17 protein-coding genes are annotated in these 21,566 nt (G+C 71.8%); 8 read left to right on the top strand and 9 right to left on the bottom strand.

The genetic code is table 11. From position 1 onward, the window contains the following. Positions 1 to 52 precede the first annotated feature (52 nt). From E5671_RS20880 to E5671_RS20895, 4 genes are all read right to left on the bottom strand, one after another. Positions 53 to 721, bottom strand: coding sequence for a SurA N-terminal domain-containing protein (locus E5671_RS20880; protein WP_160505479.1), 669 nt, complete (start codon positions 719 to 721; stop codon positions 53 to 55). 131 nt (positions 722 to 852) lie between these two features. After that, entirely contained in the window at positions 853 to 2,391 is a 1,539-nt protein-coding gene (locus E5671_RS20885) for a serine/threonine-protein kinase (RefSeq protein WP_336606060.1), read from the bottom strand. Positions 2,392 to 2,405: 14 nt separating this feature from the next. Continuing rightward, positions 2,406 to 2,981: a hypothetical protein gene (locus E5671_RS20890; RefSeq protein ID WP_160505481.1), complete on the bottom strand. Its 576-nt coding sequence runs from the start codon at positions 2,979 to 2,981 to the stop codon at positions 2,406 to 2,408. A 183-nt stretch (positions 2,982 to 3,164) separates the two neighbouring features. Then, on the bottom strand, positions 3,165 to 5,234 hold the full coding sequence (locus tag E5671_RS20895; protein WP_160505482.1) for an N-6 DNA methylase: 2,070 nt from the start codon (positions 5,232 to 5,234) through the stop codon (positions 3,165 to 3,167). Between the two features lie 198 nt (positions 5,235 to 5,432). Here E5671_RS20895 and E5671_RS20900 point away from each other — a divergent pair, with 198 nt between their 5' ends. Further along, entirely contained in the window at positions 5,433 to 6,212 is a 780-nt protein-coding gene (locus E5671_RS20900; protein WP_160505483.1) for a hypothetical protein, read from the top strand. 33 nt (positions 6,213 to 6,245) lie between these two features. On the opposite strand, the gene E5671_RS20905 is transcribed toward E5671_RS20900, so the two are convergent. The 3 genes from E5671_RS20905 to E5671_RS20915 form a co-directional block, all read right to left on the bottom strand. Beyond that, complete coding sequence (locus tag E5671_RS20905; protein WP_160505484.1) at positions 6,246 to 6,989, bottom strand: N-acetyltransferase; 744 nt, start codon at positions 6,987 to 6,989, stop codon at positions 6,246 to 6,248. 79 nt (positions 6,990 to 7,068) lie between these two features. Then, the gene (locus E5671_RS20910) at positions 7,069 to 7,719 is read right to left on the bottom strand and encodes an HNH endonuclease family protein (RefSeq protein ID WP_237330659.1); all 651 of its coding nucleotides are present in this window, start codon (positions 7,717 to 7,719) and stop codon (positions 7,069 to 7,071) included. 92 nt (positions 7,720 to 7,811) lie between these two features. After that, a complete protein-coding gene (locus E5671_RS20915) occupies positions 7,812 to 8,564 on the bottom strand; it encodes an MOSC domain-containing protein (protein ID WP_336605806.1) in 753 nt (250 codons plus the stop codon). A gap of 121 nt (positions 8,565 to 8,685) precedes the next feature. Between E5671_RS20915 and E5671_RS20920 the strand changes: the two genes are divergently transcribed. Both E5671_RS20920 and E5671_RS20925 read left to right on the top strand, forming a co-directional pair. Beyond that, entirely contained in the window at positions 8,686 to 9,129 is a 444-nt protein-coding gene (locus E5671_RS20920; RefSeq protein WP_160505486.1) for a nuclear transport factor 2 family protein, read from the top strand. A 122-nt stretch (positions 9,130 to 9,251) separates the two neighbouring features. Then, complete coding sequence (locus E5671_RS20925) at positions 9,252 to 10,004, top strand: GNAT family N-acetyltransferase (RefSeq protein WP_160505487.1); 753 nt, start codon at positions 9,252 to 9,254, stop codon at positions 10,002 to 10,004. Positions 10,005 to 10,047: 43 nt separating this feature from the next. On the opposite strand, the gene E5671_RS20930 is transcribed toward E5671_RS20925, so the two are convergent. Next, complete coding sequence (locus E5671_RS20930) at positions 10,048 to 10,803, bottom strand: TetR/AcrR family transcriptional regulator (RefSeq protein WP_160505488.1); 756 nt, start codon at positions 10,801 to 10,803, stop codon at positions 10,048 to 10,050. Positions 10,804 to 10,986: 183 nt separating this feature from the next. On the opposite strand from E5671_RS20930, the gene E5671_RS20935 reads away from it, so the two are divergent. Continuing rightward, positions 10,987 to 13,302: an MMPL family transporter gene (locus E5671_RS20935; protein WP_160505489.1), complete on the top strand. Its 2,316-nt coding sequence runs from the start codon at positions 10,987 to 10,989 to the stop codon at positions 13,300 to 13,302. A gap of 77 nt (positions 13,303 to 13,379) precedes the next feature. Here E5671_RS20935 and E5671_RS20940 read toward each other — a convergent pair whose 3' ends face one another. Further along, complete coding sequence (locus E5671_RS20940; RefSeq protein WP_202121200.1) at positions 13,380 to 14,450, bottom strand: saccharopine dehydrogenase family protein; 1,071 nt, start codon at positions 14,448 to 14,450, stop codon at positions 13,380 to 13,382. Between the two features lie 483 nt (positions 14,451 to 14,933). Here E5671_RS20940 and E5671_RS20945 point away from each other — a divergent pair, with 483 nt between their 5' ends. Genes E5671_RS20945 through E5671_RS20960 form a run of 4 tightly spaced genes read left to right on the top strand, consistent with a single transcriptional unit; the run spans position 14,934 to position 21,521 of the window. After that, positions 14,934 to 17,348 carry a hypothetical protein gene (locus E5671_RS20945; protein WP_160505490.1) on the top strand — a complete coding sequence of 805 codons (2,415 nt, stop codon included), beginning with the start codon at positions 14,934 to 14,936 and terminating at the stop codon, positions 17,346 to 17,348. Positions 17,349 to 17,403: 55 nt separating this feature from the next. Beyond that, the gene (locus E5671_RS20950; RefSeq protein WP_160505491.1) at positions 17,404 to 19,947 is read left to right on the top strand and encodes an aminotransferase class III-fold pyridoxal phosphate-dependent enzyme; all 2,544 of its coding nucleotides are present in this window, start codon (positions 17,404 to 17,406) and stop codon (positions 19,945 to 19,947) included. Positions 19,948 to 19,995: 48 nt separating this feature from the next. After that, entirely contained in the window at positions 19,996 to 20,259 is a 264-nt protein-coding gene (locus E5671_RS20955) for an acyl carrier protein (RefSeq protein WP_160505492.1), read from the top strand. Next, entirely contained in the window at positions 20,256 to 21,521 is a 1,266-nt protein-coding gene (locus tag E5671_RS20960; RefSeq protein WP_160505493.1) for a beta-ketoacyl-ACP synthase II, read from the top strand. Before E5671_RS20955 ends, E5671_RS20960 begins: the two co-directional genes overlap by 4 nt. The last annotated feature ends 45 nt before the right edge of the window (positions 21,522 to 21,566 follow it).

Raw genomic sequence — 21,566 nt, forward strand, 5'->3', positions numbered from 1 at the left:
TGACAGCCCCCGCACGGTGTTCCTATGCCTGGTCTTCTTACGCCTGGTCTTCTTATGCCTGCTTGGGGCCCGCCGCGCCGTCCCCGGACACCTCGCGCACCCACGGCGTCTTCGCGTCCGCGCGCTTGCTCTTCTCCACGTCCCACGTGCCGTACCGCGGGTTCAGGTCCACGTCCAGCTTCTTGGAAGCCTTGGAGAGTTCCTTCCAGAAGACCGCCTGGCCCTCCGGCGCGTTCATGTCCACGCCCAGTTTCTTCGCCAGCTTCTGGGCCTCGATCTCCGTACGGAGGCTTTCCTCCAGGCGGGACGGGGCGACGCTGTACTGCTGGAGCCAGCCCTGTTCGAGGGCCTTCTTGCCGCCCGCCTGCTGTTCGAGGCCCGCTCTCATGGTCTGGATGTCGCGGCGTGAGACGTCGACCCCCGCGTCGGCCGCCGCCTGGTGCAGCACCTTGTCAAGGACCATCGTGTGCAGCGTGCTGCGGGTGAGGCCGCCGCTCTTGGCGATGGCCTGCTCGTACTGCTGCTCGTCCGGGATCGCGGCGCGCTGCGCGTCGCGCACCTCGTTCACCCGGCCCTCCAGCTGCGAGACCGTGATCCGGTCGTTGCCCACCACGGCCGCGGCGCCCGGGTGGGCTTCGCTGCCGCAGGCGGTCAGGAGGGGGGCCGCGGCGATCGCGGCGGTGGAGAGGACGAGCGCGGTGCGACGACGACGGCGGTGCAAGTGAGCCTCCCGGCGGAGAGATTGTGCGGCGGTGCACAAAGTCTTGCGGTGATCGATGTTAGGGAGTGGCCGGTCTCTCGGCCACCCATTCGACCAACGATTCGACGGGAATTGGGGTACGTTCCCCGCCTTCAGCCCCGCACCTGTCCCAGCCACTGCAACGTACGCCGGATCTCCGCCGGGAACGGATGCCCGACCCCGTGCATCCGCTCGGCGTCCATGAGCAGCCGCGCCAGCGTGTCGTGGGCCGCCGCGCGGTCGCCGAGGGCGAGGAGCAGGTGGCCGATGCGGCGGCGGATGTCGAGGGGGCGTTCGCGGTCGTCGGAGGCGTAGCGGTTCTCGTAGTAGGGGAGCAGGGCGCGGTACTCGGCGAGGGCCGCCGCCGGTTCGCCGAGCTGTTCCAGGCACTGCGCGGCCTCGTAGCGGAACTGGAGGGAGTGCGGGTCGGCCTGGCCGGACTCGGCGGCGCGCTCGTCGGCGAGGCGGCGCAGTTCGGGCAGGGCGCGGCGGTACTGGCCGTCGTCCATGAGCGTCGCCGCGTACTGCTTGCGCAGGGAGCGGACCACCGGGGAGTGCTCGCCGTGCTTGGCGGCGGCCGCGGGCAGGATCGAGCCGAGGATGTCCACAGCCTGTGTGATGCGGCCCTCGCCGAGGAGCCGCTTGACCTCGTCGACGGCGTGCACCACGTCGGTGTGGCCGCCGGGGTCCTGACGCTGGCCGGCCCTGTCCGGCTGGATGGCGGGGGCCGGCGCCGGTGTCGTCGCGCGGTCGGGCCACGGCGCGTGCGGGCGCAGGAAGGGGCGGGTGGGGTCGAGCGGGCCGCCGGTGGGGATGCCGCGCGCGGGGAGCAGCGGGGCCAGTTCCTCGTAGACCTCTTGGGCGCTGCCGTGCCGGTGCTGGGGGTCCTTGGCGAGGAGCCTGAGCACCAGGGCTTCGAGTGCCTCGGGGACCTCGGCGCGCAGGCGGCGGACGGGGAGCGGCGGTTCGTAGAGGTGGCGGTGCAGGACGCCAAGCGCGGTCGATCCGCTGAACGGCACGTCGCCGCTGAGGAGTTCGTGCAGCAGGACGCCGAGGGCGTACAGATCGGTGTACGGGCCGACCGCGCCGCCCATCGCCTGCTCGGGGGCCATGTACGCGGGGCTGCCGATGGGCGAACCGGTGTGCGTGAGGCGGGTGGTGTCGGTGTCCATGACCGAGGCGATGCCCAGGTCGAGGATGCTGATCGTGCCGTCCTGCTTGACCATCACGTTCCGCGGCTTGAGGTCGCGGTGCACGATCGGCACGGCGTGCACCGCGGAGAGCACGGCGCACAGCTGCGCGGCGATCGCGACGGCCCACTGCCACGGGTAGGGGTCGTGCTCGGCGAGGTGGTCGCCGAGGTCCGCCCCGTCCACGTACTGCATGACGAGGTAGAGGTCCTCGCCCTCCGTGCCCGCGTCGTGGACGGTGACAAGGCCCGGGTGGTCGACCTGCGCCGTGACGCGGCACTCGCGCACGAAGCGGCGGCGCAGTTCGTCGGCCTCGGCGCCCGCGACCCGGTCGGGGCGCAGGAGCTTGACCGCGACGCGGCGGTCGAGGCGTTGGTCGTACGCCGTCCAGACCTGGCCCATGCCGCCCTGGCCGATGAGCGTGGAGAGTTCGTAGCGTCCGGCTACGACACGGCCCCCGATCCCCAGTGTCACGGTCAGTTGCCGCCTTCCTGCTTGCGCAGGTAGTCACTGAGCTCGTCGAGCTCGGCCTGTACTTGGTGGATGCGGGCCGGTGCGGGGCGCGTGGGCGGGGGCGGCGTCTGCTGGGCCGGGGGCTGGTGCAGCTGGGTGGGCTGGAGATGTACCGGGGCGGGGGCGGGTCCGGGCTGCTGTTGCGGGTAGCCGTACGCGGGTTGCGGGGTCGCGTAGCCGCCGTACTGCTGCTGCCGGTAGCGGCTGAAGTGCCGTATGTCCGCGAAGAGGTAGTAGGCGATCGCGGCGAGGAGCGTGGTCAGGAGCACCACCATGCCCGCGTTGCCCGGTCCCTGGAACTCGTCCTCGCCCGGGTCGACGCCGACGAGGATGAGGGCCGTCACGTCGAGCGCGGTCACGAGGCCGAAGAGGACCCAGTCGTAGGACTTGCGGGTCACGATCGCGAGCCGCATCATCGGCGCCCAGGCGAGCAGGCCGCACGTCACGACGGCGAGGACCACGAACAGCACGCGCAGCGTCACATGGGTGCTGCCGGGGGTCGGCGGCGGTTGCTGCGGCGCATAGCCGTGGCCGTGCATGGCTGCTCCTGGTGCCTGATGCGGCCGCGCGTTCCGTCGGGGGAACGCACGGCCGAAAGTCGAAATACGAACTGGTGCGGATTCGAGCGTATAGGCCGACAAGGAGAAGCGGTCCCGGGTTGTACCGAACCGTTGCCGTACTGGTCACGTCCCGATCGCGGGCCCCGGCGGAACCGGGTCGTGTCACTCCGGCGGAAGCGTGCCGTCCGTCAGTCCGTCGTGCAGACCCCGCACCAACTGCTCGCCCAGCCTGCCCGCGAGACGCAAAGAGTCCTCGAAGGCGGCGAGCGCGCGGAACCGCTCTCCGTAGCGGCGCTGTCCCTCCAGCGGCAGGCGCGGCAACCGCAGCCTGCGGACGTCGAGCCGGGCCGCGGTGGAGGCGTAGCTGCTCGCCTGGCGGTTGTTGGCGGTGCCGCGCAGGAAGCCGGCGAGGAACCACGGGTCCAGGGCGGCCGGGTCGGGGCGCAGGAGGGTGAGCCCCCTGCCGAGCGCGGCGCCCGCCGTGGTCTCGTCGATGACGCGGGCCGCGGTGCCGCCGCCGGAGACGGGGATGACGACGTCGCCGGGCCGGGTGACTACGGAGTCGGTCTGTTCGGCCTCCCGGGCGGCAGTACCCGAGGGCGTGGTCCCGGCCAGGACATCGTGCTCGGTGAGGACCGTTGCCCCGGGTGCGACGGCTCCCGCCCCCGTCCCTGTCCCCGTCCCCATCCCCGTACGCAGCAACAGCACGCCCGCGCGGGCGAGTTCGCCCACGGTGGTGACGGGCCAGGGGGCGGCTTCGACGGCCTCGGCGGGCGGCGGCATGAGGTCGGCCGTCCGCCGCACGGCGTCCCCGAGCCGCTCGCGGACGGCGGTCAGCTCCCGCACCCCGCCGCCCGTGGCCGGTGGCGGCAGTCGGCGGGCCGGGGCCAGGTCGACCTCGTCGTCGAGGAGTTCGAGCGCCGGCACGCAGCGGGCGAGCCCCGGCTGTTCGTCGACCGTGCCGTGCCGGTCGAAGCTCCGCCAGACGTCGACCACGGCGTCCTGCACGGGCCGCCAAGCCTGGCGGTCCCTGCCGTCGGCCGCGGAGAGCCCCGCGGTCTCGACGAGGAGCAGCGCGGACGGGGGCTGCGCGCCGGGCACAGGCCTCTTCAACACCCACACGTGCAGGGGGATGTTGTACGGGGGCGCGGCGCCGGCGGGAAGCGCGATCACGGCACGCAGGGCGCCGCGGCGAAGGAGGTCGGCGCGGACGCGGCGGCCCGAGCGGCGGGAAGCGGCGGCGGGCGGCATGAGCAGGACGGCGGTGCCGCCGTCCCGGAGCCGGGCCAACGCGTGCTGGACCCAGGCGAGTTCGGATTCCGTACGAGCCGGGAAGCCGTACTCCCAGCGGGGGTCGTAGGCGAGTTCGTCGTGCCCCCAGTTGCGCTCGTTGAACGGCGGGTGACAGAGCACGGCGTCGGCCCGCGTCTCGCCGAAGGCGTCGGCGCGCAGGGTGTCGGCGGCGGCGGCGCGGACGGTGGCGTCGGAGTGCAGGGCGAGGCGCAGGGCGGTGAGGGCGGCGAGTTCGGGGGCGCTGTCCTGGCCGTAGAGGTACTGACCCGGTCGCGAGGCGACGGCTCGCAGCAGGGCGCCGGTCCCGCAGGCGGGATCGAGCACGGCCTGCGCGGACCCGGCGAGCGCGGCCATCAGCTCGGCGGGCCCGGCCGGAGTGAGCGTGTACTGCCGGGGGTTGGCATCAATGTGCCGCCCGATCAGAAACTCGTACGTCTGCCGGGCTCCCAACTCGGAGGCGAGCTCGGCCACACCGCGCAACAGCGGGACGGAGGGCAGGAGTTGGGCGGGGCCCGTCCCGGGCACGACGCCAGGGCCCGCGCCCCCGCTGAACCGGGGGGAAACCACGCCCTCCAGCACCCCCGGAAGCAACTCCGCCATCCGCTCGTCCGACACCGCGCTCACCTTGAGCCAGTCCGGGTGTCGGTCTCGTACGAGGAGCAGGGCGCAGCCCGCATGCAGAAGGGCGGTGACCGGGCCCGCGGGGTGGCCCGCGAGATGCTGCCAGACTCGCTCCTTGAGCGGCACTTCACCCAGCTTGCCCTGGGCGCGCAGCCACGCCTCGATCTCCGCGAGCGCGAAGGAGGGGCTGGTCTCGGTGCCGCCGACCGGCTTGGGGAAGTCGGGGTGGCGGCGGCGCCAGTTGCTGACGGCCGCCCGGCCGACGCCGGCGAGCCGGGCGATCCCGGCGGCGGTCACCTCTGTCGCGTTGTCCCGCACCGACTGGCTCCCCTCGGTCCCGCTGCCCCCGCCGCGCACGTGCCCCGGCGCGGCGCTGAGCGCCGATCATACCCGCCCACCGAAGGACCGCTCGATTCACGGTTGTTAACTAGTTGTCCACATGCACTTGTGTTGACTCGGTTCACAGCCTCTGCTGAGATGGTCGCAGCACTTCCAAGCTCCCGTGGGGGGATCTTCATGCGACGTACGACTCTTGCCGCTGTATGCCTGGCCACCGCCGCGGCCCTCGGCCTGACGGCCTGCGGCACCGAAACCGGCGGCTCCAAGAAAGCGGAGGGGAAGGGGGTGGCCGATGCCGGGGCCACGAAGGAGGCGGGGCCATTCCCCGGCATGTCCGGGCCCGACATCGTCGACAAGGCCGTGAAGGCGACGACCGACGCCTCGTCGCTCAGGGTGAAGGGCAGCGTCCCGGACGAGACCGGCACCATCGAGCTGGACATGGCCTTCGACACCAAGGGGCAGTGCGCGGGCACGATGGCGATGGGCGGCGAGGGCTCGATGGAGCTGATCACCACCGCGCGCACCGTCTACATGAAGTACGACGAGGAGTTCCTGCGCGCCCAGGGCAAGGGCGAGCCCGCGGCCGACACCCAGGCCGCCGTGGACATGCTCGCGGGCCGGTGGGTGAAGACGTCCGCGACCGGCGCGGACGCGAAGGACATCGCCTCGTTCTGCGACCTGGACGTCCTGCTCGCCGAGTTCAAGGACGTCAACTCCCTTGCCCGCAAGGGAAAGACGACCACGGTCGACGGCACACCGGCCCTCACGCTCACCGAGAGCGACGGCACCGACCGGTACACCCTCTACGTCGCCACGGAGGGCAAGCCGTATCTGCTGAAGGTCGTGAACGAAACCGCCAAGACGCCGGAGAGCCTGGCGTTCAGCGACTTCGACAAGCCCGTCGACGCGACGCCGCCCGCAGGCGACATCATGGACATCGACAAGCTCGCGGGCTGACCCCACGAGCCTCACGTGGCATGCGGCACGGCCTCACAACACGTGCCGCACCCACACATTCGGCTCCACGTACACCGCGTACCCGCGCTCCGGCTCGCAGAGCACCGGCACCAGCGCGCCCGGCACCTCGACGGGCCCCGCGGTGTCGAACGGCAGCCCGGTCCACTCCCGCCACTGCGCGAGCGAACCCGACACCGTCATCGACGCGTGCGCCACCTTGTCGATGGTGCCGCCCGCCCGCACGTGCACCCGCAGCCACGGGTCGGCGGGCAGTCCGTCGTCCCGCTTGCGCTGTGCGTACGTGTCGATCAGCTCGGCCGGTTCGAGGTGCTTGGCGTTCGGGCGGACCGGGGCGACGACTTCCGCGAAGCCACGCGCGCGTGCGTTCTCGCGCAGCGCGGTGAGCATCCGACCGGAGACACCCTGCCCGAGGTATTCCTTCGCCACCGTTATCTCGATCGCGCTCACCGTGTCGGGCTTCCTGCCGTGCCGCAGGTCGGAGAACGCCCACAGCATGACCTGGTCCCAGCCGCCGTCCGGCAGCTCACCGCGCCCGGCGGCTCCCAGCGCGAACGGCACGCTGAACGCCTTGGCCGCGACCGTGCCCCGCTCGTCCGTGGCGACCAGGACGTACTCGGGGAGATCCTTGACGATCCGCCCGATCATCGACCACGCGATGGGGTCGTTCCCGATGAACTCCGGCCAGGTGTCGTCCATCTCCCAGAGGGGCCCGGCGAGTTCGGGCCGCTCGGCCAGCGTCGTGATCTTCAGGTCCATGCCCCGGACGGTAGCGGGCGCGGACGGGCCTGTTAAGCCATTTTTCTGTACCTACGGGTACGTACGGACTGACCGGTCCTCAGCGCGCGTGGAACCGTCCGGGCGCCGCTGTCGAAGCGCCCCCGATCGGCAGCTTCTCCCGCGGGCAGTCCGACAGGACTCGCTTCATCGCGTCCCGTTCGGCGCCCGTCACCCACACCTCGTACTTCTTCTTCACGGCCACCTGCCGTGCCACGTAGACACACCGATACCCCTTGTCCGGCGGCAACCACGTGGCCGTGTCCCCCTCCCCCTTGCCACGGTTGGGTCCCGCGTCGACCGCGAGGAGGTTGAGCGGGTCGTTGGCGAAGGCGATGCGCTTGCCAGGCTCCCACTTGCCCGCGCCCTTCTGCCAGGCGTCCGAGAGGGCGACGAGATGGTCGATGTCGACCTGGCTGCGCCCGCGCACGAACGTTACGTCCTTGCCGGTGTACGGGTCGGGCGAGAGCACACCGGACGACACCTCGCAGTCCCCGCCGTCGCGGTACTTCACGTCCTTGAGGTCGCGTTTGAGTATGTCATCGCGCGTCCCGCAACGGTTTGAGTCCGTGTCGGCCCAGGGGCTGCCGAAGCGGTCGCGGTCGTAACCGGTCTTGGGGGCGCGGCCCTTGACGGTGAGCGTGTCGACCGCGGCGAGCGCGGGGCCCGCCTTGGCGTCGGGTCCGGAGGGTCCTTCGGTCTTCTCCTCCAGGGAGCAGCCGGTGGCGACGAGCGCGAGCAGCAGCGCGGCCTGAACTCCCTTGCCGCTGCGGCGCGTTGGACGGACGCTCCCGCCACGACCGCTCACTGGACCGTCACCTCCGCGCCGAGCGCGAGCGTGCCGGGTGTCATGACGTCCGCGTACACGCCGATGGACATGCCGCGCGACGCGGTGAGCGTCTTGAGGATGCGGTTGTCGGCCGGGAGGCCGCGCTGGGCCTGGGTGGTCATGACGCAGCGTTCGATGCGCTCGACGACGCGCAGGCGCGGGCCGTCACCGAAGGCGATCTCCCGGCCGACCCAGTCCTCCTCGATCCACGGCTCGTCGGTCTCGACCACGATGTTCTTGCGCAGCCTGCGTACGTCGACGGGGTCGGAGTCGCCGAGCAGCTCGCCGAGCGCGCGCAGCGAAGCGGTGCCGACGAGGGAGACGGCGCCCGCGTCCTGATGGCTCACCTCGTCCTCGCGCGCCAAGTCCACGCCCGCGCCGAAGAGTTCGGCGATCCGGGGGTCGCCAGGACGCAGCGTCTCGCCGTCCGGCGTGGTGATGACGGGGTCGTCACCCTCGAACACGGCGTCGTACTCCAGCATCCCCGGGGTCCGCCGGAACCGGCGGCTATTCTTGCCGCTCCCCAGCTTCCCGTCCTCGTACCGCAGGGCCCACAGCCGGTCACCGGCCACGCCCCGCTCGTCGAGCACGAGCCGCTCGCGCTCCTCCCCCAGCATCGACTTCACCGGAAAACAGACGAGCCCCACAACAGCCCCAAGCCCCACGGCGCTTCCCCTCCCCTGGTCCACATGCTCGGCCCACACGCTCGGCCCACACGCTTGGCCCACACGTTTACGTCTCTCCCCGCCACCGTATTACCCCCGGCATTACCTCCGGCGTAATCGACCCCTCGCCCGGCCTGCGGAAGCATCAACGGCACACGCAAGGACGCCGACCGAGGAGTACGACATGACCGCCACGCCTTCCAGCCCTACCAACGCCGCCACCACCGAAGACGCCACCCGCGCCGGCGTCCAGGCCTTCCTGCAGTGCAGGCTCGCGGGTGACACCGACGGCCTCACCGCCCTCTTCGCCGACAAGGTCGACTGGCTGCTGGCCGAGAACCCGGGCGTGCCGTGGATCCGGCCGCGGTCCACCGCCGCCGAGTGCGCGGCCCAGGCCGCCGAACTCGCCGCGCACACCGTGCCGGAGAAGGCCGGGGCCACCGTCGACACGATGCTCGTCGACGGCGCGGACGCCGTGATCTTCGGTCGGCTCTGGGGCACCGTGCGGGCCACCGGCAAATCCTTCGAGGGCCCCTTCGTGCTGCGGCTGACCGTCGAGGACGGCCGGATCACGCGGCACCACCTCTACGAGAACAGCCGGTCGATCGCCGACGCCTGCACCCCGTGACCGGCCGAAATAGGTTCACATGACTTGGTCAAACGAACAAGTGCCGTCTACCGTCACAACAGGGAGCCAATAGCCCTCCACTAGGACATGGGCAGCCAGAGCTGCGGAAACAGGTGGTCATCGTGCAGAGCACCCAGCGCACCCGGGCCTCCGGGAACTCCGGGAACGCCATGAACTCCCGGAACTCCAGGAACTCCAGGACGTCTCCGGACCCCGCCGTCACGGTGCGACCCGCCGTGCCCGCCGACCTCGACTTCGTCGTCCAGGTCATGGAGACCGCCGCCACGTCCCACCTGGACCGCTGCTGCTGGGAGCCGCTCCTCGGGGAGCGCACCGAGGTCACCCGGAAGATCCTGCGCACGCTCGCGCTCTCGCCCCGCACGCACTGGTGCCACCTGTCCCGCTTCTGGGTGGCGGAGGCGCCGGGTGACGCGGGCCCCCGCCCGGTGGGGGCCCTCGCCGCCTACGACCCCGCGACCGACGGGCACGCCGCGATCGGCGAGCAGTGCGCCGCCCTCGCCGCGACCGCCGACTGGCCCGGCACGGCCGCCTTCGAGGACGTGTACGAGCGCCAGCAGATCTTCGAGTCCTGTCTGCCCGCGGACTACGCCGGCTCCTGGGGGATCGAGAACGTCGCCGTCGTCCCCGAGTTCCGGGGCACCGGCGTCGTCGAAGCCCTGCTCGACCACGCCCTGGACCTGGGGCGCGAGCAGGGCTACGCCTGCGCGCAGGTCCTCTGCCTCAACGGCAACGCGCGGGCCCAACGCACCTGGGAGCGCGCCGGGTTCGAGGTGCGGGCCGACTACCGGGGGCGGGAGTTCGAGGCGCTGATGGGCGCGCCCGGCCTCAAGCTCCTGGTACGGGAGTACGCGTAACCCCGCACGTAGCCCAGCGCGTAACCCCGCTCTCTGGCCGCTCCTACTTCGCGCGCGTGAGGTTCAGCGTCGCCTCCAGCAGGCGCTCCAGATCGGCCGCGGAGTCCGCGTCCGCCGCCGAGTCCCCCTTGCCGTCCCCCATCACCAGGTGCCGGAGCGAGAGCCCGTCGAAGCCCTGGAGGAAGAAGCGGGCCACGACGAGGGGTTCGGCGGCGTGGACGCCGTCCGTCAGGGCGAGGACGTCCGCGATGAGGTCCGCCGCCGTCTCCTCCAGGTCGCGCTGGTGGCGGCGGAGCAGCTCGTGCAGATCGGGGTTGCGCACGGCGTACGTGGTCAGCTCGGTGAAGAGCCGGAAGCGGCCGGGCTGTTCGCGGAGCGCCTGCCAGAGCGCCTCGGCCATCCGGCGCATGGACCGCTCGAAGTCGGCGGGGCCCTCCTGGCCGGCCTGCCCCTCCTGGCCGGCCTGCCCCTCCTGGCCGGCCTGCCCCTCCTGGCCGGCCTGCCCCTCCTGGCCGGCCTGCCCCTCCTGGCCGGCCTGCCCCTCCTGGCCGGCCTGCCCCTGCTGTTCGGCGGGGCCGGCGCCGCGGACCAGCTCGACGAGCTCCACGGTCATCTGCTCGATGACCGCGCGGTAGAGATCGCGCTTGGTGCCGAAGGTGTAGTGAACCGTCGCCTGCGCCACGCCCAGCTCGGCGGCGATGGCGCGGGTGGATCCGGCGTCGACGCCCTCGCGGGCCATCAGCTCGATGGCGGCTTGGACGAGTTGCGGACGCCGCTCGGCGGCGGGGATGTGTGCCATGGCCCCAGAGTATCGGTGAGAGCGACTCAATCAGTCGACCCTGACGTACGACTTCGTCGGTCGACTTTGTCAGGTGACCAACTTACGCGTATGGTGGTCGCCGTAGGCAGGCGAAGGGGCTGTTCTCCCGGCCCCGCGCCACGTACGCACCCCGTGTGACCCCGTGTGATGGAGGCACCTCCCATGGCCCTGCTCCTCTACCGACTGGCCGGGCTCTGCTATCGGCGCCGCCATGCCGTGGTGGCCGTCTGGCTCGTCCTGCTGCTCGCGGTCGGCGGGCTCGCCGCTGCCTTCTCCGGCAAGACCACCGACGAGTTCCGGGTGCCGGGCACCGAGGCACAGACCACCATCGACCGCATCTCGGACCGCCTTCCCGAGTACGCGAACGCTTCGGCGCAGGTCGTCTTCGCCGCCCCCGAGGGGCAGTCGCTCACCACGCCCGAGCGGCGCGAGGCGGTCTCCGCCGCCGCGGCGGCCATCGGCAAGGCGGACGGCGTGGCCCAGGTGATCGAGCCGTTCTCCGCGCAGGCGGTGTCCAAGGACGGCCGGATCGCCCTCACCCAGGTGGTGTTCGACACCCGCCTGCACGACCTCGGCGACGGGCCGCGCGACGCGGTGCGCGAGGCCACCGAGAGCGCCGAAAAGGCGGGCCTCCAGGTCGAGTTCGGCGGTGATGCCTACACGCCGACGGTGACGGTGGAGGGCGGCGAGGTCATCGGCGTAGGCGTCGCGGTGCTCGTCCTGCTCATCACCTTCGGCTCGATGCTCGCGGCCGGCCTTCCGCTGCTCAGCGCCCTGGTCGGCGTGGGCCTCGGCATGGCGGGCCTGCTCGCGCTCACCGGCTCGTACGACATCATCTCCACGGCGCCCGTGCTCGCCCTGATGATCGGCATGGCGGTCGGCATCGACTACGCCCTGTTCATCGTGTCCCGCCACCGGCAGAACCTCGCCGAGGGCATGGAGCCGCGGGAAGCGGCGTCGCGGGCGGGCGGCACGGCGGGCAGCGCCGTGGTCTTCGCCGGGGCGACCGTGGTCGTGGCGCTCGCCGGGCTCGCGGTGGCCGGGGTGCCGTTCCTGACCGTGATGGGTCTGTCGGCGGCCGGTGCCGTGATCATCGCCATGCTGATCGCCGTCACGCTGCTGCCCGCCCTCTTCGGATACGCGGGCCGCTCGGTCGACCGTCTGCGCCTGCCGGGACTCGGCGGCGGCAAGAAGAAGCCGGGCAGCGGGAAGCCGTCGGCGGGCGAGCGCTGGGTGCGCGGTGTCGCGCGGCGCCCCGTCCTCGTACTCATCGCCTGCCTGGTCGGCATCGGGGCACTGGCCATCCCCGCGAAGGATCTGCGGCTCGGTCTCCCCGGCAACGGGTCCTACCCCGAGAGCACCTCGGCACGCCAGGCGTACGACCTGGTCAGCGAGGGATTCGGGCAGGGGTTCAACGGGCCGCTCATCGCGGTCGCGGAGGCAAAGGGGGCGGGCGCCCCGCTCTCCGAGGACGGCGTCAAGCAACTCGCCCAGAAACTCGGCCAGTTGCCCGGCGTCTCGACGCTCCTCCCGCCGTCGGTCGACAAGTCGGGACAGCTCGCCGCGATCCCCGTGATCCCCAAGGGCGGCCCGGATTCCCAGGCCACCGAGGACCTCGTCGCGGACATCAGGGGCGAGGGCGAGCGCACGGCGGACGACGCCGGGATGAAGCTCACCGTCACCGGCACCACCGCGGCCAACATCGACGTGTCGAAGAAGCTGAGCGACGCGCTCGCGCCGTTCATCGCGGTGATCGTCGGCATCTCGCTCATCCTGCTCGCGCTGGCGTTCCGCTCGCTGCTCGTCCCGCTCAAGGCCGTGGTCGGCTTCCTGCTGAGCATCGCGGGGTCCGCCGGAGCGGTGGTGGCGGTCTACCAGTGGGGCTGGCTCTCGGACTTCATCGCGGTGCCGAAGGTGGGGCCGGTGGTGAGCTTCCTGCCGATCCTCCTGATCGGGGTGCTCTTCGGGCTCGCCATGGACTACGAGTTGTTCCTCGTCTCCCGTATGAAGGAGGAGAGTTCACGCGGGGCTGCCCCGAAGGACGCGGTGATCGCCGGGTTCCGGGACGGTTCGCGTGTGGTGGTGGCCGCCGCGCTGATCATGATCTCGGTCTTCGCCGGATTCGTCATCGGCCACGATCCGATCGTGCAGCCGATCGGGTTCGCGCTCGCCGTCGGCGTGTTCATCGACGCCTTCGTGGTGCGGATGGCGCTGGTCCCCGCCGTCATGATCCTGCTCGGCAAGTCCGCCTGGTGGTTCCCGCGCTTCCTGGAGCGGACCGTGCCGCACGTCGACATGGAGGGCGAGCGGCTCTCGGCGCAGCTTGCGGGCGACGCCACCGCCGGGGCGAAGCAGGACGCCGTGACCGATGAGACCGACGACGGCCTGGTCGACAGTCACGCGGGCGGCGGCGACGGCTCCGTCGCGGACCGCTCAGCGGACCGCTCCCTCACAGAACGGCGTGGGGCCGGCAAGTGACCCGTCCCCACGCACCGCGTCCGGTTCCGGGCAACACCATTCCCCCGTCGCCCCGGAACCGGTCGGGCTTGGGCCGGCTACGCGCCCGCGTCGCCGGCCCAAGCCGTCAGGCCGTGCGCGGCCAGTGCCTCGGGCACCTCCGCGAGGCCCGCCGCCTCCTCGATGTGGTGGACGCCGGTGGGCACTTGACCCTCGTACACCCGCGCCGCGACCTCCGCCGCGGTGAGCCCGGTGAAGCGGGACTGCGACGTGGCGGTCAGGGCCCGCGTCGCCCGGCGCCCGCCCCGGTGCGCGTCGACCCGCACCGCGAACCGGTCGCCGCCCAGATGGATGCGGGTGAGCGAGGCAGTGAGCGCCCCGTCGAGCCGGGCCCGGCGCGCGGCCCTGAAGACCCCCGCCCTGCGCAGCCCGAACAGCAGGCCGGTCAGCGCGCCGGAGTCGAGGCCGAGCCGGGTGGTGACGTCCGGGACCCCGAGGGTGCGGCGCAGGGTGTGCTGGTCGGAGAAGGGGAACGGATGGTGGCTGCGCTCCCGGCCCGGCGGCCAGGTCGCCACCCGCAGCGGCCGCGCCCCGCCCGTCCCCCCGTCCATGAGCTGGGCCACGGTCCAGCGCACCGCGTCCTTGCCGTGGGCCTCGCCCGCCCCGAGGACGACGGAGATGTCGAGGCGTTCGGCGCCGCCGACGTCGTCGGCCGCCCGGCGGGCCAGCAGGTTGGTCAGGCCGGGGGCGACTCCGACGCTGAGCACGGCGGTCGCATCCCGCTCACGGGCGAGGGCGTCGTGCCGCTCGACCTCGGTGATCAGCGCATGGGTCGCGGTGACGTCGACCAGACCGATGCCCCGCTCGAAGAGCAGCCGCGCGGGATGCGCGGCCGGGGTGCGGGGCTCGACGCAGAGCACCACGAGGGATACGCCCTCCAGCGCCTGTTCCAGTGAGGCGGGGTCGGCGAGGTCGACGCGCGCGGGGAGCAGGGTGCCGCCGCTGCCCGCGGCGAGTTCGGCGGCGCGGGCCCGGTCGCGGCCGGCGACGATCACCCGCCCCGGCAGCCTCGCCGCGAGGTCGAGCGCGGCGGTCCTGCCCACGGCCCCGTAGCCGCCGAGCACCAGAATATTCCCGTCCTGCTTCTTCGATTTCGTTAAATTCTGCATGACCCAATGAAATCAATTGGACGCGTGCCGAAGCAAGCGTTGACATCAATTCCGGATTACCAGACACCGAACAGATTTCAACTTTCGCCCCCATCGCCGGATTGCGTGACCCGCATCACGCGACGCGTCCATTGATCTGCTTGACCCGAACAACTTCGCTGCTGAATGATGACACTTGAACCAGAAAACCGGGCAACGAGGCCCGGCTACGTTCGACAACGGGGGCCCCACATGTGTCAGTTCATCATCGCCGAGTCGTAGACCACGACTGAGGGCGATTCCTCAACTTCTCTCAAGGTTTCTGCATAAGTGCAGGTCAAGCACGAGCTTGGCCTAGTTTGCGATGCCTTGATTCAGGCTTTACGCCTTCCTTGCCATACCCTCGCACGAGGTCTTCACATGTGCGACTGAAGGCCTTTGCGATGCCCTTTTCCGTTTACCCGTATGGGAGCAGCAAAGGTGTCATCGAGCTCATCCAAAGAATTGGCAAACGCATTAAGCGACCGCTTCTTAGTCCTCTCCATCAGCAAAAGAGCGGACTTCCACGAGCGGGTCGCCACCGGGTTGAACGACCTTATGGGAGAGTCCGCCGACCCCTCCATAAGCACCTCGGTCTACCGTGAAACTCTGGCCAGATCCCGACGTTTTCTCGACCGGGCGGTACCCGGTCTTGACATACGGATCGTCACCGCGGACAGCACCGCGGCAGCCGCCCGCACTGTCCGAGAATCGCCCCTCCCCGCCGCCCTGTCGCTGGTCCTGATCGACGCCGACGGAGCGGGCCTGAGCGCCGACCCCTTCGACCGCTCGCTCCCCGAGGCCCTGGAGCAGCTGGCCGACGGACTCCCCGAGCCGCTGCGCGCCACGCTTTCCGCGCACAGCACCTACGTCTACGGGATCGGCGGCACGCCCGAGAGCCTCGCCGCCGCCCAGGTCGCCCGCCCCTACGTGCTGCGCGCCCTGCCCGCCGACGCCTGGGTCCTCGCGGCCGACGTCATCTGCGCGTTCACCGACCATGTGCAGCTGCGGCACACCGGTTCCGCCCTGCGCGCGGCCACCAAGAAGGGCCCATCGGCGCTAGCCGCCGCGCTGCACGACTTCCTCGGCCGGCAGCCCCGCGCCGAGAGCGACGGACCCTGGGGGCTGCACTACTACACGGGCTCCGTGGTCTCCGGCACCATCTCCGACCTGGACCGCCTCGCCACCTCCACCGGCAACCCGGTCCTTCGCGGGCCGAGCGAACACAGCCTGGCCAGCGGGGCGTTGGCGCGCTGGCAGCTCGACCGGGCGCCGTTCGTGATCGTCGTGACCAGCGGCATGGTCGACGAGTTCCGCGGCACCCTGGCCAACCTGCGCGACGCCCGCGCCCGCGGCTTCGTCATCTGCGCCGACACCCCGCCCGACGCGTGGTTCCCCTTCCAGGGCACGGTCCACTCGGCCGAGGACTCCCGCGCCGTGCTCGCCGCCAAGGGCATCCCCTACGTCTATCTCGACGACCCGGAGCGCATCGCGGACGACCTCGCGGAGGCGTACGCGGCGTACCACGCGCACCGCGGCCCGGTCTTCCTGCTCGCCACGCCCGCCGTGCTCGACGCGACGGGCACCGCCACCGAACTGAACCGGCCAGAAGCCGTCGAGCCGCCCGCGACCGCCGCACTCCAGGTCAAGGAGAGCGACCTCGAACCGGTGCTCCGCCTCGTCAACTCCGAGCCCAGCAGGCTCCTTTGGCAGTGCGGCTCGCTGGACGCAGAGGAGTCCTGGCTGGTCCACGACATCGCCTCACGGGCAGGCGTCGGCCTCGCCGACTCCCTCACCCGGCCCGGCAGCGTGGGCCGCCACCGCGACGGATCCGTGGTCGAGGAATACCTGGGCACCCTCGGCCTGTACGCCTTCTCCTCACGCGTCCACGCCTTTCTGCACGAGGACGGCAGGCTGCGCCCACGCGGCGAACAGGCCCTGTTCTTCCTCAAGAGCCGCCTGGGCGAGGCGGCCACACCCTTCTCGCCCCGCACGCTCGGCCGGCAGCTGCGCATCGTCCAGGTCAGCAACGACAAGGCGCACCTCGCGCCCTACGCCGACCACCCCGTGCACGCCGACGCGCGCGCCTTCCTCAAGGCCGTACGGGAAGGCCTCGACGTCACGCCCAGCGTCCTCGACGTACGCAAGGAGGCCATCGCACGCACCCGCGACAGCGCGTCCGACGTGATCCACGGGCTTCCCGTGCTCCCGATGAGCGCCAACTACTTCTTCCAGCACCTTCGCACCGTGCTGGAAGACCTCATCACCCGGCACGGCTACACCTACACGGGCGTCTTCGACGTGGGGCGCGGCGGCATCTCCGCCGTCCGCAACCTGCCGCGTACGGGGCCCGGCTTCTCCGGCTGGTACGGCAGGGCGCTGATGGGCGACGCGCTGCAGGCCGTGCCCACCGTCGCCCTGACCCGCGACGACAACGTCCTCGCGTTCATCGGTGACGGCGCCGCATCGCTCGTACCGGACATCACACCGACCCTCGTGCAGCAATCCGCGCTCTACGGACGGCGGTTGAGGCAGAACGTCACCGTCTTCCGCCTGGTCGACGGCGGCCACTCCGTCATCCGCACCTACCACGAGGGCCGCACCGGCGCCGAGTCCAGCCGCCAGACACAGGTGCTCTCCCTCCTGGAACCGGAGTGGACCCGCCGCTACGGCGACCTCACCGTCCGCCACCGGCACATCACGGACGCGGCCAGGACCGATCTGCGCGGCCTGCTCCAGCAGCGCGCCGCCATCACGTTCGCCTCGGTCCTGCTCTCCCACAACAACGAGGGCGACGGCCTGAGCCTGCTCTCCTCGCTCGGCTGGCAGCGCGACGACCTGCCCGAGCTGACCTTCGCCATGGCCCGCGCGGCCCGCTGACCGCCGCCTCCCCCACAGACGTCTCCTGACAACCACGAATCGGAGTCATCTCCCCATGCCGGCCACCTTCGGCTTCCTCGCTCACCCCATCAGTTCCGGCCACCGCAACCAGGTCCGCGCCCTCGACCTGCTCGGCCGCCTCTTCGACGACCACCGCGGCACACCCGAGCCGCCCGGCACCCGCCGCCACCACGTGCCCGTGCCGCTCCTCACCTCCGTGACCTCCGCGACCGGCGCCACCGCGACCGGCGAGGTCCGCCATCTCCCCTACACCGCCCAGCAGTTGCTCGCTCGGCCGACCACCGCACGGGACCTCGTCGTCGCCGAGGTCAGCGCACTGCGCGAGGAGGCGGGCGCGCAGCTCGTCGGCCTCGGCGGCGCCACCTCCATCGTCGGCGACCGCGGCCTGTGGACCGCCGAACAGGTCGGCGTCCCCGTCACCAGCGGCAACTCCCTGACCGTGTACGCCGCCCACGCCGAAATCGCCCACGTCGTAAGGCTGTTGGGGCTCACCCCGGAGCACACGCGGGTCGCCGTCGTCGGCTACCCCGGCTCCATCGGCCTGGCCATCGCGAAGCTGCTGCTCGCCGACGGCCACCCGCTCGACCTGGTGGCCCGCATCGGCACCCAGACGCCCGAGCGGCTCCTGCGGCACCTGGACCCGGTCCACCACGAGAGGGTGCGGCTCGTCGAGGACGTCGCGCAGTGCACCGCCGAGACCCTCCTCTACGTCACCGCGTCCTCGGTCGGCGGCCTGGTCGACCCCGCCGCGCTGCGGCCGGGATCGATCGTGGTCGACGTGGCGCTGCCCCGCGACGTCGCCGAGCCGCCCGCCCCCGGCAGCGACGTCCTGGTCATCGACGGCGGCCTGGTCAGCGCATCGGACGAGGTGCAGGTCGGCGACGGTTCGCTGCCCGCGCCCGCACAGCAGCTCAACGGCTGCCTCGCGGAGACCATCGTGCTCGCCCTGGAAGGCCGCGCCGAGTCCTTCTCGCTGGGCCGCGAGCTGGACCTGGAGCGGGTGCGCACCATCGGCGCCCTCGCCGCCCGGCACGGCTTCAGGCCCACACCGCTCGCCTCCTTCGGGCGCACCGTCCACGACGACGACGTGGAGCGCCTGGCCCGCCACCACCGCCCTGCCACGTCCGCCTCCCCGGCGCCCGCGCCCGACACGGCCGCAGAGACGCCGCGCCGCTTCGAGCAGCACGTCAACCCGCCCATGGCCCGCCTCTTCGCCGCCCACGGGCTCGACCGGGTCTTCACCGGCGGCAGCGGCGCCACCCTGACGACCGCCGACGGCACCGACTACCTCGACTTCATCGCCGGGTACGGCTGCCTCAACCTCGGCCACAACCACCCCGAAGTCACCGGCAGGCTCCGGCAGTTCCTCGACACTTCCGCGCCGACCTTCGTGCAGTACGTCTCCATGCCCACGCACTCCGCCGAACTCGCCGAGCGGCTCAGCGCCGTCTCCCCGGGCCGCCTGGAGCGCGTCTTCTTCAGCAACTCCGGTACGGAGGCCGTCGAGGCGGCACTCAAGCTGGCGCGGGCCGGCACCGGCCGCAGCCGCCTCGTGTACACGGAGAACAGCTACCACGGCAAGACGCTCGGCGCGCTCTCCGTCACCGGCCGCGAAGGCCACCGCGCCCCCTTCGGCCCGCTGCTCCCCGAGACCGCCGAGGTCCCGTACGGGGATCTCGAAGCCCTGGAGCAGGCGATCGAAGGGGCGGCAGGGTTCATCGTCGAGCCGGTGCAGGGCGAGGGCGGTGTCGTGCTGCCGCCGCCCGGATATCTGCGCGCCGCACGGGAGTTGTGCCGCAAGGCCGGGGCCGCGTTCATCCTCGACGAGATCCAGACGGGGCTCGGCCGCACCGGGGCGCTGTTCGCCGCCGACCACGACGACCTCGAACCGGACGTCCTGTGCCTGGCCAAGTCCCTCTCCGGCGGCCTGATCCCGATCGGCGCGACACTGTGCGGCGCGGACCTGTGGGACGCCGCGTACGGCACCACCAACCGCTCCATGCTGCACTCCTCGACGTTCGGCGGCGGCAACTTCGCGGCGGCGGCCGGACTCGCCACGCTCGACGTCCTGACCGGCGAGGACCTGCCCGCCCACGCCCGCAAGGTCGGCGAACACCTGCGCGGCAGGCTCCGCGAGGTGACCGCTCCGTACGGCTTCGTCAAGGACGTGCGCGGCATCGGCATGATGACCGCCATCGAGTTCGACGGGGACTTCTCCGGCGCCGTGCGCGCCCTCACCGACGAGGCGCTCACCCGCTTCCCCGGCGATCTGCACACCCTCGTGGACTGGCTGCCCGACGAGCTGCGCGGCGCCCTGTCCGGCGTCGGCCGCGCGATGGAGTCGACGCTCGGCGACCTGATGTGCCTGCGGTTCGTCGGCACCCTGGCCCGCGACCACAAGATGCTGACCTTCGTCACCGCCAACCGCACCGGGGTCATGCGCATCCAGCCGCCGCTCGTCCTCGACACGGCACAGGCCGACCGCTTCGTCGACGCGTTCGCCGAGGTGTGCCAGGGCCTCGCGCTCCACGCCGACCTGGGGGCCTGGCAGCGGCCCGCCACGTCCCCCGCCTCCTGAACCACTTCCCGAACACACCTTCTTGCACCTGTGAAAGGAACAGCCACCATGAGCGACACCCTTCAGCAGCAGATGACGGACTACCTCGTCGACCGGCTCGGCCTGCTCCCCGAGGAGATCGGCCCGAAGGCCCGGTTCAAGGAGGACATGGGCCTCGACTCCCTCGACATGGTCGAGCTCGTCTCCCTCCTGGAGTCCCACCTGGGCGCCGCCGTCGCCGACACCGCCCTGGAGCACCTCACGACCCTTCAGGACGTCGTCACGTACCTGGAGGAGCACGGCGCCACCACCACATCCGAGGCCGCCGCGTGAGCGCCGCCCAGGGTTCCGGCGCCCCCGCCCGTCGCGTCGTGGTCACCGGCATCGGCCCGGTAACCCCGCTGGCCATCGGCGCGAAGCACTTCCAGGTGGCCCAGATGGAGGGCCGGAGCGCGATACGGCCCATAACCCGCTTCGACGCCTCACAACTGCCCGTCCGGATAGCCGGCGAGGTGGACCTGCCCGAGGATCTCGCCCCGGACCGGCGCACCGAGAGGATCACCGACCGGGCAACCCAGCTCGCCTGCGCCGCGGCCGAACTGGCCCTGCGCGACAGCGCTCTCGACCTGGCGGCCGAGGACCGCGACCGGATCGGTGTGGTCATCGGCTCCGGCGTGGGCGGCGGCGGCAGCACGGAGGAGAACCTCCGCGCCGCCTACGAGAAGGGCGGCTACCGCGGCCTGTCCGCGCGGTTCATCCCGGCGACGATGGTGAACAGCTCGGCCGCGTGGATCGGCATCAAGTACGGCCTGACAGGACCCAGCAGCGCGTCGGTCACCGCCTGCGCCTCAGCGGCCGACTCGCTCGTCGCCGCCCACCAGATGATCACCAGCGGCGAGGCCGACGTCGTCCTCGCCGGGGGCACGGACGCCCCCGTGATCGAGTCCGTGCTCGGCGGCTTCGCCAAGATGCGGGCGCTGTCCACGCGCAACGACGAGCCGGAGCGGGCGAGCCGCCCCTTCAGCGCCGACCGCGACGGCTTCGTCCTCGGCGAGGGCGCGGCGGTCCTCGTACTGGAGGAGGCGGGGCACGCGGCGGCGCGGGGCGCGGTGCCGCTCGCGGAGTTCAGCGGGTACGGGCGGTCTTCGGACGCTTATCACATCACCGCCCCGCGGCCCGACGGCTCGGGGGCCGCCAAGGCGGTCACCGCGGCGCTGCGCTTCAGCGGGCTTGCTCCAAAGGACGTCTCCCTCATCAACGCGCACGGGACGGCGACGTCCTTCAACGACGCGGGGGAGGCGGCTGCGCTGCACTTGGCGTTGGGCGAGGCGGCGGGGCGGATTCCCGTGACCGCCACGAAGTCGCTGACCGGGCATACGTTGGGCGCGTCCGGGGCCATTGAGGCGGTGTCCGCCGTGCAGAGCATTGTCCACCGGGTGGTGCCGCCGACTGCCAATCTCGATACGCCTGACGCGGCGTTGGGCCTCGACGTCGTCGGGGCGGGGGGCCGGGAGGCGGCCGTCGACACCGTGCTGTCGAACTCTTTCGCCTTCGGCGGGCATAACGTTGCACTGGTCTTCCGGCGGCTGAAGTAAGGCTGGAGCGGCCCGTTCTCGTCCGCGGGTCCGTCGTGGCTGGTC

The organism is Streptomyces sp. BA2, assembly GCF_009769735.1.
Lineage (GTDB): Bacteria > Actinomycetota > Actinomycetes > Streptomycetales > Streptomycetaceae > Streptomyces.